The organism is Pseudomonas sp. A-1 (assembly GCF_004801855.1).
Classification (GTDB): domain Bacteria; phylum Pseudomonadota; class Gammaproteobacteria; order Pseudomonadales; family Pseudomonadaceae; genus Geopseudomonas.
In genome coordinates, this window is sequence record NZ_SSTC01000001.1 from 25333 (window position 1) to 37782 (window position 12450).

The window sequence follows — 12450 nt, forward strand, 5'->3', positions numbered from 1 at the left end:
CCGCTCCGGTATATAAACGGTTCCAACCGACTGGAATGGCTGCAAGGCAATTGATTTACCCGGATTCTGATTAGGGGATTGTGTCTTTCATGGACATCGGTTTGCGCGAATGGCTGATCGTCATCGGCATCATTGTGATCGGCGGTATCCTGTTCGATGGCTGGCGCCGCATGCGCGGCAGCAAGGGACGGTTGAAGCTCAAGCTCGACCGCAGCGTCGCCAGCCTGCCGGATGACGACGAGGAAGATCCGAGCCTGCTCGGCCCCTCTCGCGTGGTCAACAAGCACCAGGAGCCTTCGCTCGATGAGGAGGAACTCCCGGCCACGCGCGCGCAGCGCCGCGAGGAGCCTTCGGCCGGCGACCTGGAGCTCGATCTCAACGAGCCGGGCCTCGCCGCCGAGCCGGCGGGTGTGCGGGTCGAGGAGCGCGAGGCGCCGCGCGGCCGGGACAAGAGCCGCGACAAGGCTGCCGAGAAGACCGGCGAGAAGATCGTGGAAAAGCCGCTGGAGAAGAGCGGCAAGGCGGCCGACAAGGCCCCGGCGGCCAAGGCCGAGCCGCGCGAGCTGCCGCCGTTCGACGAGGTGCTGGTGATCAACGTGGTTGCCCGCGACCCCAACGGCTTCAAGGGCGCGGCGCTGGTGCAGAGCATCCTCGAGAGCGGCCTGCGCTTCGGCGACATGGACATCTTCCATCGCCACGAGAGCATGACCGGCAATGGCGAGGTGCTGTTCTCCATGGCCAACGGCGTCAAGCCGGGCACCTTCGACCTCGAGGACCTCGACCACTTCAGCACCCGTGCGGTCAGCTTCTTCCTCGGCCTGCCCGGTCCGCGCCATCCCAAGCAGGCCTTCGACCTGATGGTCGCCGCCGCCCGCAAGCTGTCCCACGAGCTCGACGGCGAGCTGAAGGACGAGCAGCGCAGCGTGATGACCGCGCAGACCATCGAGCACTACCGCCAGCGCATCGTCGAGTTCGAGCGCCGGGCGCTGATGAAGCGTTGATCTTCGTGTCTTGAGAAGCAGCCCTGCGTTCCGCGCAGGGCTGCTTTTTTCGTTTTATGGAACCCTGTCATGACCACTACCGCCGCCCAGCGCATCGCCGAACTGCGCGCCGAGCTCAACGAGCACAATCACCGCTACTACGTGCTCGACCAGCCGAGCATCCCGGATGCCGAATATGATCGCCTGTTCCACGAACTCAGGGCGCTGGAAATCGAGCATCCCGAACTGGTGACGGCGGACTCGCCGACCCAGCGCGTCGGCGGGCAGGCGCTGGCCGAGTTCGGCCAGGTGCGTCACGAGATTCCCATGCTCAGCCTGGGCAACGCCTTCGCCGAGGACGACCTGCGCGACTTCGACCGCCGGGTGCGCGAGGGCCTCGGCGAGCTGCTGCCGGCCGGCGCCCCTTCAGGCGACCTGTTCGGCGGCGGCGCCGAGGTGGAGTACGCCTGCGAGCCCAAGCTCGACGGCCTGGCGGTCAGCCTGCGCTACGAGGACGGCGTGCTGGTGCGCGGCGCCACCCGCGGCGACGGCAGCACCGGGGAGGACATCACCGCCAACGTGCGCACCGTGCGCAACATCCCGCTGCGCCTGCACGGCGCGGGCTGGCCGCGGGTGCTGGAGGTGCGCGGCGAGGTGTACATGTCGCGTGCCGGTTTCGAGGCGCTCAACGCGCGTGCCATCGAGAGCGGCGGCAAGACCTTCGCCAACCCGCGCAACGCCGCCGCCGGCAGCCTGCGCCAGCTCGACCCGAAGATCACCGCCAGCCGCCCGCTGGAGTTCTGCGCCTATGGCGTCGGCCAGGTGGAAGGCGAGCTGGCCGGCACCCAGGTCGGCGTCCTCGAGTCGCTCAGGGGCTGGGGGGTGCCGATCAGCCGCGAGCTCAGACTGGCGCGCGGTGTCGAGGCGGCGCTGGGCTACTACCGGGCCATCGGCGACAGGCGCGACGCGCTGGCCTACGAGATCGACGGCGTGGTGTTCAAGGTCAACCGCATCGACTGGCAGCGCGAGCTGGGCTTTCGCGCCCGCGAGCCACGCTGGGCCATCGCCCACAAGTTCCCCGCCCGCGAGGAGCTGACCGAGCTGCTCGACGTCGAGTTCCAGGTCGGCCGCACCGGCGCGGTGACCCCGGTGGCGCGCCTCAAGCCGGTGCAGGTGGCCGGCGTCACGGTGTCCAACGCCACCCTGCACAACATGGACGAGGTGGCGCGCCTGGGGTTGATGATCGGCGACACCGTGATCATCCGCCGCGCCGGCGACGTGATCCCGCAGGTGGTGCAGGTGGTCGCCGAGCGTCGCCCGGCCGACGCGCGGCCGGTGAGCATTCCCGAGCATTGCCCGGTGTGCGGCTCGCACGTCGAGCGCACCCGGCTGATCAGGCGCGGCAAGGGCAAGGCGCAGGTCAGCGAGGGCTCGATCTACCGCTGCGTCGGCCGCCTGAGCTGCCAGGCGCAGCTCAAGCAGGCGATCATCCACTTCGTCTCGCGCCGCGCCATGGACATCGACGGCCTTGGCGAGCGGATCGTCGAGCAACTGGTCGACGTCGGCCTGGTGAAGTCGCCGGCCGACCTCTACACCCTGACCTTCGACCAGGTGGTGGTGCTGGAAGGCTTCGCCGAACTGTCGACCCGCAACCTGCTGGCCGCCATCGAGGCCAGCCGGCGACCGCCGCTGGCGCGCTTCATCTTCGCCCTCGGCATTCCCGACGTCGGCGAGGAAACCGCCAAGCTGCTGGCGCGCGCCCTGGGCTCGCTGGCACGCATCCAGGTGGCGCTGCCCGAGGTGCTGACCTGGCTGCCGGACGTCGGCCTGGAAGTGGCCCACGAGATCCACAGCTTCTTCGAGGATGGGCACAACCGCACGGTGATCGCCCGCCTGCTCGAGTGCGGCGTGGAGCTTGAGGAGGAGGGCGAGCTGCACGCCGAGTTCGCCGCCTGTGCGACCCTCCCCGAGCTGATCGACCGGCTGAACATTCCGGGCATCGCCGCCACCGGGGCGAAGAACCTCGCCGCTGCTGCGGGCGACAGCCTCGAAGGGGTGATCGCCCTCAGTCAGGACTGGCTGAGCCTCAAGGCCGCCAAGGGCCTCACCGAGAAGGCCCGCGAGGGCCTGCGCGCGTTCTTCGCCGAGCCGGCCAGCGTCGAGCGGGCCCGTGCCATCGAGGCGCAGCTGCGCGCGTTCGGCATGCACTGGCAGAGCGCGAAGGCCGTGGTGGCCGGCCTGCCGCTGGCCGGGCAGACCTGGGTGCTCACCGGCACCCTCGAGGCCATGAGCCGCGACGAGGGCAAGGCGCGGCTCGAGGCGCTCGGCGCCAAGGTCGCCGGTTCGGTGTCGGCCAAGACCCACTGCGTGGTCGCCGGTCCCGGCGCCGGCTCCAAGCTGGCCAAGGCCAACGAGCTGGGCGTGAAGGTGCTCGACGAAGAGGCTTTCCTCGCGCGGCTGGCCGAGCTGGGCGGTTGATCACACTCGATCGTGCCCATGCTCCGAGTGGGCACGTGCGTTCAGCCGCTCCTGCGGCTGGACGCGGAGCGTCCATGGCTCGGACTCCCACGCGGAGCGTGGGAGCCATCAGGTCCTGTGCTTTGTCGCGGCGCTGCTGCCAGCGCGCGCCGACTGACGTATACTTTTGCGCTTTTCTCCAGTTCCGCCCGCGAGTGACGCCAGCCATGGAAATCAATCCGATCCTCAACGCCATCAAGGACCTGACCAGCCGCACCCAGTCTATTCGGGGGTATCTTTGACTACGATCAGAAGCATGACCGTCTGACCGAAGTCAACCGCGAGCTGGAAGACCCGAACGTCTGGAACAATCCGGAGTACGCGCAGAATCTCGGCCGCGAGCGCGCCATGCTGGCGCAGATCGTCGAGACCCTCGACGAGCTGACCGGTGGCCTGGCCGACTGCAGCGACCTGCTGGAGATGGCCGTCGAGGAGAACGACGAGGGCGCCGTGGCCGACGTCGAGGCCGAAGTGGCCCGCCTGCGCGAGATCCTCGAGAAGCTCGAGTTCCGCCGCATGTTCAGCGGCGAGATGGACGCCAGCAACTGCTACCTGGACATCCAGGCCGGCTCCGGTGGTACTGAGGCCCAGGACTGGGCCAACATCCTGCTGCGCATGTACCTGCGCTGGGCCGACAAGCACGGCTTCGACGCCGAGATCGTCGAACTGTCCGAGGGCGAGGTCGCCGGCATCAAGAGCGCCACCGTGCACGTGCGCGGCGAGTACGCCTTCGGCTGGCTGCGCACCGAGATCGGCGTGCACCGCCTGGTGCGCAAGAGCCCGTTCGACTCCGGCAACCGCCGCCACACCTCGTTCTCCGCGGTGTTCGCCTCGCCGGAGATCGACGACAACATCGAGATCGACATCAATCCGGCCGATCTGCGCACCGATACCTACCGCTCCTCCGGTGCCGGTGGCCAGCACGTCAACACCACCGACTCGGCGGTGCGGATCACCCACATCCCGACCAATACCGTGGTCAGCTGCCAGAACCAGCGCTCCCAGCACGCCAACCGCGACACCGCGATGAAGATGCTGCGCGCCAAGCTGTACGAGCTGGAGATGCAGAAGCGCCGCGAGGCCTCCCAGGCGCTGGAGGAAACCAAGTCGGACATCGGCTGGGGCCACCAGATCCGCTCCTATGTGCTCGACCAGTCGCGGATCAAGGATCTGCGCACCGGCGTCGAGCGCAGCGACTGCGACAAGGTGCTCGACGGCGATCTGGACGAGTATCTGGAAGCCAGCCTCAAGCAGGGCCTGTAATGCACGGCGCCCCCGCCGATCGCGGGGGCGTTCGATCCACCGCGCAAATCCCGGATGTGGCGCGAGCCACGCCAAATTTGGAAAGACGACGACCATGAGCGAACAACCGCTGAACGAGCACGCCATCCACGAGGAAGAGAACAAGCTGATCGCCCAGCGCAAGGAAAAGCTTGCCGCCGTGCGCGAGAGCCAGGCGATTGCCTTCCCCAACGACTTCCGCCGCGACAGCCAGGCCGGCGACCTGCAGAAGCAGTACGCCGAGGCCGGCAAGGAAGAGCTGGAAGGCAAGCAGATCAAGGTCAGCGTGGCCGGTCGCATCATGCTCAACCGCGGCGCGTTCATGGTCCTGCAGGACACCAGCGGGCGCATCCAGTTGTACGTCAACCGCAAGACCCTGGCGGCCGAGACCCTGGAAGCCATCAAGCACTGGGACCTGGGTGACATCGTCGGCGTCAGCGGCGTGCTGGCCCGCTCCGGCAAGGGCGACCTGTACGTCGACATGCAGGAAGCCCGCCTGCTGACCAAGTCGCTGCGTCCGCTTCCGGACAAGTTCCACGGCCTGACCGACACCGAGACCCGCTACCGCCAGCGCTACGTCGACCTGATCGTCAACGAGGAAGTGCGCGAGACCTTCCGCGTGCGCTCCCAGGTGATCGCCCACATCCGCCGCTTCCTCAACGACCGCGGTTTCCTCGAAGTGGAAACCCCGATGCTGCAGACCATCCCCGGCGGTGCCGCGGCCAAGCCGTTCGAGACCCACCACAACGCGCTGGACATGCCGATGTTCCTGCGCATCGCGCCGGAGCTGTACCTCAAGCGCCTGGTGGTCGGCGGCTTCGAGAAGGTCTTCGAGATCAACCGCAACTTCCGCAACGAAGGCGTGTCGACCCGGCACAACCCCGAGTTCACCATGCTCGAGTTCTACCACGCCTACGCCGACTACGAAGACAACATGGACCTCACCGAGGAACTGTTCCGCGAGCTGGCGCAGGCGGTGCTCGGCACCACCGATGTGCCCTACGGCGACAAGGTGTTCCACTTCGGCGAGCCTTTCGCGCGCCTGTCGGTGTTCGACTCGATCCTCAAGTACAACCCGGAAATCACCGCCGCCGACCTGCAGGACATCGACACCGCCCGCGCCATCGCCAAGAAGGCCGGCGCCAAGGTGCTCGGCTTCGAGGGCCTGGGCAAGCTGCAGGTGATGATTTTCGAGGAGCTGGTCGAGCACAAGCTGGAGCAGCCGACCTTCATCACCAAGTACCCGTTCGAGGTGTCGCCGCTGGCGCGCCGCAACGACGAGGACCCGAGCGTCACCGACCGCTTCGAGCTGTTTATCGGCGGCCGCGAGATCGCCAACGCCTACTCCGAGCTGAATGACGCCGAGGACCAGGCCGAGCGTTTCCACGCCCAGGTGCGCGACAAGGACGCCGGCGACGACGAGGCCATGCACTTCGACGCCGACTTCGTGCGCGCCCTCGAGTACGGCATGCCGCCGACCGCCGGCGAAGGCATCGGCATCGACCGTCTGGTCATGCTGCTGACCGATTCGCCGTCGATCCGTGACGTGATCCTGTTCCCGCACATGCGTGCCGAGCAATAAGATGCTGGTGTGAGCGCACGTTGAATCAGGCGCCGCCTGCCGTGGTCGAACCCGGCAGTGCGGCGCCCGCGTGCGTCGTCACCACCTGCCCTGGCCGGGTCGCTGGCAGCAGGACCTTCAGTCGAAACAAGGAGTGCTCGATGAACGCAATGCGTGTGCTTGTTGTGCTGTCCTTCCTGCTGCTCGGCGGTTGCCTGGCCACCTTCAAGGAGCCGATCCCTCTCGGCGAAACGGCGCCGAAACACCTGCTCGGCACCTGGGCCGGCATGGACGAGTGGGGCGAGGAGCGTTTCCTCGAGATCACCCGCAAGGCCGATGGCGGCTACCACGCCGAGGCCTGGCGCGAGCGCCCGGACAACCGCGCCAAGGCGCGCGGCTACGACTTCACCGTCGCCCGGCATGGCCGCCGCTGGTACCTGTCGGTAGCGGCCCCGCAGCGGCTGGGCGGCAACTTCGCCTTCGGCGGCTTCGAGCTGACCGACGATGACGAACTGGTGCTCTACAGCCTGGACATCGAGCAGCTGCAGGACGCCCTGGCGCGCGGCGAACTCGCCGGGCAGACGGTCGAGACCGCGGAGGGCGATGGCGTGCTGATCGCCAGCGAACTGCCCAGGGTCTACCGTTTCCTCGACGATCCGGCCAACAGCGACGTGTTCAGCGAGGTGGCCCGCTTCGCGCGGGTCACCGAGTAACGGGGCGGGGCGATGAGCCGCAGCAAGGCGAATACCGAATACCGGCAGACCATCCGCGCGCTGTCCGACCGCCTGGTCGAGGCGCAGACGCCGATCCGCGTGCTGGATGCCATCAAGTGGGACGACGGCATCCGCGAGGGCTTCCTCAAGGCGCGCGGGCAGAAGCTGCCGGCGGTGGACCGGGCCTACTACCAGGGCCGTCCGCTGTCGTTCGATCCCGACGACAAGAAGCAGCAGTTCCAGCAGATCGAGCGCGACATCACCCGCCAGCTCGGCCAGTTCAGCCCGGTCGGGCAGATCATGCGGCGCATGTGCAAGGAATACCGCATGGTGATCCGCATGCTCGAGGCGCGCGGCACGCCCGACTTCGGGCTGATCTCCCAGGAGCTGTACGGCTCGGCCTCCGACGCCTTCCATGCCGGCGACCCGACCCTGGCCGACCTCGGCGTGATGTTCTCCACCTACCTCGACAACATCGCCGACCGCAGCGACCTCAGGGACGAACCCAAGACCCTCAACGCGACCGAGGCGGTGGCCCTGCTGCAGGGCCAGCTCAACGGCGTGTTCGGCGACGAGGCGGTGGTGCGGGTGTTCGAATCCGACGGCATCCTCGCCGACGCCGCCGCCGGCGCCGACTACATCAAGATCCGCGCCGACGCGCTGTTCAACCGGCGCGACATCCGCGCGCTGGCGGTGCACGAGGGGCTGGTGCACGTCGGCACCACCCTCAACGGCCTCAACCAGCCGATCTGCACTTTCCTGGCCAAGGGCCCGCCGTCGTCGACCATCACCCAGGAAGGCCTGGCCATCCTCATGGAGGTGATCGCCTTCGCCTCCTATCCGACCCGGCTGCGCAAGCTGACCAACCGCACCCGTGCCATCCACATGGCCGAGGAAGGCGCCGATTTCCTGCAGATCTACGAGTTCTACCGCGAGCAGGGCTACACGGCCGAGGACAGCTATTCCAACGCCATCCGCGTGTTCCGCGGCTCGACGCCGGACGGCCTGCCGTTCACCAAGGACCTGTCCTACCTCAAGGGCTTCATCCTGATCTACAACTACATCCAGCTCGCGGTGCGCAAGGGCAAGCTGGAGCAGATCCCGCTGTTGTTCTGCGGCAAGGCCACCCTCGAGGACATGCGCACCCTGCGCCAGCTGGTCGACGAGGGTCTGGTGGTGCCGCCCAGGTACCTGCCGCCGCAGTTCAGCGACCTCAACGCGCTGTCGGCGTGGATGTGCTTCTCCAACTTCCTCAACCACCTGAGCCTGGATCGCGTCGAGGCCGACTACGCCAACATCCTCTGACGGGCCGTGCCGGCCCGTCGTGCCTTTCCTCCCGATTGTTCCGGAACCATCTGCATGAGCGAGCGCAATCCCATCCCCCTGATCCTCACCGCCATCGGCAGCGTCGCCGGCACGGTCGCCGTGCTCGGCTACTACGGCTACCTGCACATCGCCAAGCCCGAGGACGCGCTGCTGCTGAGCGACTACACCATGCTCAAGACCATCCCCGGCGAGGACTACAAGGTGTCGCTCAAGCCGGCCGACCAGGTCGCCCAGTGCATCGACGGCGTGCTGGTGCTGTTCGACATCAACCAGAAGGGCCTGACCGGCGTGCTGGTCGACAACAAGAAGCGCGCCGTGCGCTGCATGGGCCAGGAGACGCCGCAGGCCGAGTGAACCCCGCGCGCTGGTCTATCCTTGCCCGGACCAGCAGGAGCGGGAGGGTGGCGCGGTGATCGTCTGCAAGCGGGTCTATCAGCCGGCGGCGGCGGATGACGGCTATCGGGTTCTGGTCGACCGGCTGTGGCCGCGCGGCTGTCGCAAGGCCGAACTGGCGCTGGATGCCTGGCTGCGCGAGCTGGCACCTTCGGACGGCGTGCGCCGCGCCTTCGCCCACGAGCCGCAGCATTTCGACGCCTTCCGCGCGGCCTACCGGGCCGAGCTGGCGGCTGCGCCGGCGCTCTGGCAACCGCTGCTGGAGCGGGCGCGCTCCGGCACCCTGACCCTGCTGTACGCCGCCCACGACGAGCGGTTCAACAATGCGCAGGTGCTGGCCGAGTTTCTTGCCGAGCGGCTGGCCGCCCCCGCCCCCTGACAGGGAGAGGTTCGATGAGTGTTCGTGCATCCATCCTGCGCGCCGCCGGAGCGCTGTGGCTGGTCGCGCTGCTGGAGACCGCGCAGGCCGCTCCGCTGCCGGACAGCGAGCATGGCCCGCTGGTGCTGGCGGAGGTCGCCGGCGGCCTAGAGCATCCCTGGGCGCTGGCCTTCCTGCCGGACGGCCAGGGCATGCTGGTCACCGAGCGCCCCGGCCGGCTGCGCCGGGTGAGCGCCGCGGGCGAGTTGTCGGCACCGCTGGCCGGAGTGCCGGCGGTGTTCGCCCAGGGGCAGGGCGGCCTGCTCGACATCGCCCTGTCGCCGCAGTTCGCCACGGATCGCCTGGTCTACCTGAGCTACGCCGAGCGCGGCGTGGACGGGCTGGCCGGCACCGCGGTCGGTCGCGGCCGGCTGTCCGTCGATCTCGGGGCACTGGAGGACTTCCAGGTGATCTTCCGCCAGCAGCCCAAGCTGTCCAGTGGCGTGCACTTCGGCTCGCGGCTGGTGTTCGACCGTGCCGGCTACCTGTTCGTCACCCTCGGCGAGAACAACCAGCGCGCCACCGCCCAGGACCTCGACAAGCTGCAGGGCAAGATGGTGCGCCTGCACCCGGACGGGCGCATTCCGGCGGACAATCCCTTCGTCGGCCGTGCGGGCGCGCGGGCGGAGATCTGGTCCTACGGCCACCGCAACCCGCAGGGCGCGGCGCTCAACCCGTGGACCGGCCGGCTATGGATCCACGAGCATGGGCCGCGCGGCGGCGACGAGATCAACATCCCGCAGCCGGGACGCAACTACGGCTGGCCGCGGGCAACCCACGGCATCAACTACAGCCTGCTGCCGATCCCCGAGGCCGAGGGCGAGAGGGTGCCGGGCACCGAGCCGCCGCACCACGTCTGGAAGAAGTCGCCGGCGCTCAGCGGCATGGCCTTCTACGACGCCGAGCGCTTCCCGGCCTGGCGGCACAGCCTGTTCATCGGCGCGCTGGCCCAGCAGGCGCTGATCCGCCTGAGCCTCGATGGCGACCGGGTGGTGGGCGAGGAGCGTCTGCTGGAGCCCCTGGACAAGCGTATCCGCGACGTGCGGGTGGGGCCCGATGGCTGGGTGTATGTGCTCACCGACGAGCGCGATGGCAAGCTGCTGCGCCTGGGGCTGGCGCAGCCGTAGGCCTGGCGGGGCGGCTGATCGGGTGGCGCACGCCTGCTCGGCGTACTGTCAGAAGCGTTCGCTGGCGCCCAGGTAGCGCCACTGCCCCGATGGCAGCTTGCCCATGGCCAGCCGGCCGATGCGGATGCGGCGGATGCCCAGAACCTGCAGGCCGACGCTGCGGCAGACATGGGCGATCTGTCCCGGCTGCGGTGCCTTGAGGGCGAAGCGCAGGCGGGTCTCGCTCTGCCAGCTGACCTTGCACGGTGCCAGCGCCCGGCCCTGATAGCTCAGGCCGTGATTGAGCTGGGCGAGCTGCTGCGGTTCGAGAGTGCCGGCGACCTCGACGATGTATTCCTGCTCGATCTTGCTGAAGTCGTCGGTCAGCTTGCGGATCACGCCCCAGTTCTGGGTCAGCACCAGCAGGCCGGAGGCTTCCGGCTCCAGTGCCAGCGGCACGCTGAGGCGCTGCAGGTGGCGCCTGAGCAGACGCATCCCGGAGGCATCGTCCGCGGCGCGGCTGGCGGCGCCGAGCAGTTCGCTGGCCTGCTCGCAGCTCACGCCGGCCGGCTTGTGCAGCAGCAGGGTCGCCGGCGGCTGGGATTCGGCGCGGGCGCCGGGGAGCAGGGCGATGGCCTGTCCCGTCACCTTGAACTGCGGTTCCTCGACCACCTGCCCGTCGACCGCCACCCAGCCGCCCTCGATGTACAGCTCGGCCTCGCGGCGCGAGCAGGGCAGCAGTTCGGCGAGGCGCTTGGACAGGCGGACGGGATCGGTCATGGGGTCACTTCTTGCTGATGGTGATCTGGCGCGAGCTGCCGTAGGTCTGGCCGCTGACGCCGCGGGGGATCTGCTGGACTTCGCCGCCGGCCTTCAGGAAGGCGGCCATCTGCTCTTCGAGCTGGCGGCGGGCTTCGGCGGAGGGGACGGGGACGGTCTTCTGCTTGGATGAGCCGGGTTTGCTTTGCATGAGGAGTCTCCTGCCTGAAGCGAAAAAGGCCGCCCATTATACACGGATCGGCGCTCATTTTTTGCGCAACATGCCGGGATCCGCAAAACATTGCCCGAACATCCGCCGGCGAACGGCTGCAGCGTGCGCCGTCCGCCGGTCGGGCTCAGCGCGCCGCTGCCAGCAGGCGGTAGCTGTTCAGGCGGTCGGCGAAGCTGTGGGTCACGGTGACCAGGCCCAGTTCGTCGAGCTGGTAGTCGCGGGCGTGGGCGTGGAACTGTTCCCAGCACTGCTCCGGGGTGCCGACCACCATGGCGTCGCGGGTGGCGTCCAGCTCGGCCAGGTCGCCGGGGCTGAGCTGGCGGCGACGCTGGTCGATCTCCTCGGGGCTGAGCAGCGGCTCGCGGGCGCCGCGGCCGGTCATCATCTTGCGCCAGGCGGCGGTGCTGGCGATGCGCCTGGCTTCTTCCTCGGTCTCGGCGCAGATCACCGCCAGCGCCAGCATGCGCGCGGGCTTGTGCTCGTGCCCGGCCTCGCGGAAGTGGCGCTCGTAGTTGGCGAAGATCGCCGGCGAGCAGGCCTGCGGGGCGATGAACTTGGCCACCGACAGGCCCATGCCCAGGTAGCCGGCCAGCGACGAGCTGCCGCCGCCGGAGCCGAGCATCCACAGCTGCGGCGCCGGGTCGTTGTCCGGCAGGCAGCGCAGGCGGCTGTAGGGATGACGCTCGGGATACTCGTTGCGCAGGAAGGCGCACAGCTCGGCGGCCTGCTGCGGGAAGGTATCTTCCTCGAGCTGCTCGTAGGGGGCCGCGAGGGCGGCGGAGGCCAGCGGGGTGCCGCCCGGGGCGCGGCCGATGCCGAGGTCGATGCGCTCGGGGAACAGGCTGGCGAGCATGCGGAACACCTCGGCCACCTTGTACGGGCTGTAGTGGGTGAGCATCACGCCGCCGCTGCCGATGCGCATGTTGCGGGTGGCGCTGGCCACGCGGGCGACCATGATCTCCGGGCAGGGGTTGGCGAACTGGATGCTGTTGTGGTGCTCGGCCAGCCAGTAGCGGTGGTAGCCCAGCTCGTCGCAGGCGCGGGCCAGCTCGACCGAGCTGTTGGGCGCCTCGCGGACCGGGCGGTCGCCGTGGACGGGCGTCTGGTCGACGATGGTGAGTTTCAGCGACATGGCAGGTCTCTCGCGGAAATCGGTGGTGCGCG

Annotated in this window: 12 protein-coding genes; 9 read left to right on the plus strand and 3 right to left on the minus strand. The window is 68.6% G+C overall.

The features are described 5' to 3' along the window. Positions 1 to 89: 89 nt before the first annotated feature. The 9 genes from zipA to E5198_RS00145 all read left to right on the plus strand — a co-directional run bounded on the left by zipA (position 90) and on the right by E5198_RS00145 (position 10316). A complete protein-coding gene (gene zipA, locus E5198_RS00105) occupies positions 90 to 1001 on the plus strand; it encodes a cell division protein ZipA (protein ID WP_136487983.1) in 912 nt (303 codons plus the stop codon). A gap of 69 nt (positions 1002 to 1070) precedes the next feature. Beyond that, positions 1071 to 3458, plus strand: a complete 2388-nt coding sequence (gene ligA, locus E5198_RS00110) for an NAD-dependent DNA ligase LigA (protein WP_136487984.1) — start codon at positions 1071 to 1073, stop codon at positions 3456 to 3458. Positions 3459 to 3664: 206 nt separating this feature from the next. After that, positions 3665 to 4760 (plus strand): peptide chain release factor 2 gene (prfB, locus tag E5198_RS00115; protein WP_136487985.1). Its coding sequence is split into 2 segments (ribosomal slippage): positions 3665 to 3736 and positions 3738 to 4760, totalling 1095 coding nucleotides; the frame shifts between segments, so codons are not numbered across the junction. Positions 4761 to 4854: 94 nt separating this feature from the next. Beyond that, positions 4855 to 6360 carry a lysine--tRNA ligase gene (gene lysS, locus E5198_RS00120; protein WP_136487986.1) on the plus strand — a complete coding sequence of 502 codons (1506 nt, stop codon included), beginning with the start codon at positions 4855 to 4857 and terminating at the stop codon, positions 6358 to 6360. Positions 6361 to 6500: 140 nt separating this feature from the next. Beyond that, positions 6501 to 7052 (plus strand): hypothetical protein, encoded by a 552-nt coding sequence (locus E5198_RS00125; RefSeq protein ID WP_136487987.1) that lies wholly within the window; start codon positions 6501 to 6503, stop codon positions 7050 to 7052. A 12-nt stretch (positions 7053 to 7064) separates the two neighbouring features. Then, complete coding sequence (locus tag E5198_RS00130; protein ID WP_136487988.1) at positions 7065 to 8357, plus strand: flavohemoglobin expression-modulating QEGLA motif protein; 1293 nt, start codon at positions 7065 to 7067, stop codon at positions 8355 to 8357. A 54-nt stretch (positions 8358 to 8411) separates the two neighbouring features. Further along, positions 8412 to 8732, plus strand: a complete 321-nt coding sequence (locus E5198_RS00135) for a hypothetical protein (protein ID WP_136487989.1) — start codon at positions 8412 to 8414, stop codon at positions 8730 to 8732. Positions 8733 to 8787: 55 nt separating this feature from the next. After that, entirely contained in the window at positions 8788 to 9150 is a 363-nt protein-coding gene (locus E5198_RS00140; RefSeq protein WP_136487990.1) for a DUF488 domain-containing protein, read from the plus strand. A gap of 14 nt (positions 9151 to 9164) precedes the next feature. Then, positions 9165 to 10316: a PQQ-dependent sugar dehydrogenase gene (locus tag E5198_RS00145; protein ID WP_136487991.1), complete on the plus strand. Its 1152-nt coding sequence runs from the start codon at positions 9165 to 9167 to the stop codon at positions 10314 to 10316. A gap of 48 nt (positions 10317 to 10364) precedes the next feature. Here the strand turns inward: E5198_RS00145 and E5198_RS00150 are convergent, their stop codons facing one another. From E5198_RS00150 to E5198_RS00160, 3 genes are all read right to left on the minus strand, one after another. Next, the gene (locus E5198_RS00150) at positions 10365 to 11075 is read right to left on the minus strand and encodes an rRNA pseudouridine synthase (protein ID WP_136487992.1); all 711 of its coding nucleotides are present in this window, start codon (positions 11073 to 11075) and stop codon (positions 10365 to 10367) included. Between the two features lie 4 nt (positions 11076 to 11079). After that, positions 11080 to 11265: a hypothetical protein gene (locus tag E5198_RS00155; protein ID WP_136487993.1), complete on the minus strand. Its 186-nt coding sequence runs from the start codon at positions 11263 to 11265 to the stop codon at positions 11080 to 11082. Positions 11266 to 11410: 145 nt separating this feature from the next. Continuing rightward, a complete protein-coding gene (locus tag E5198_RS00160; protein WP_136487994.1) occupies positions 11411 to 12418 on the minus strand; it encodes an MsnO8 family LLM class oxidoreductase in 1008 nt (335 codons plus the stop codon). Positions 12419 to 12450: the final 32 nt, after the last annotated feature.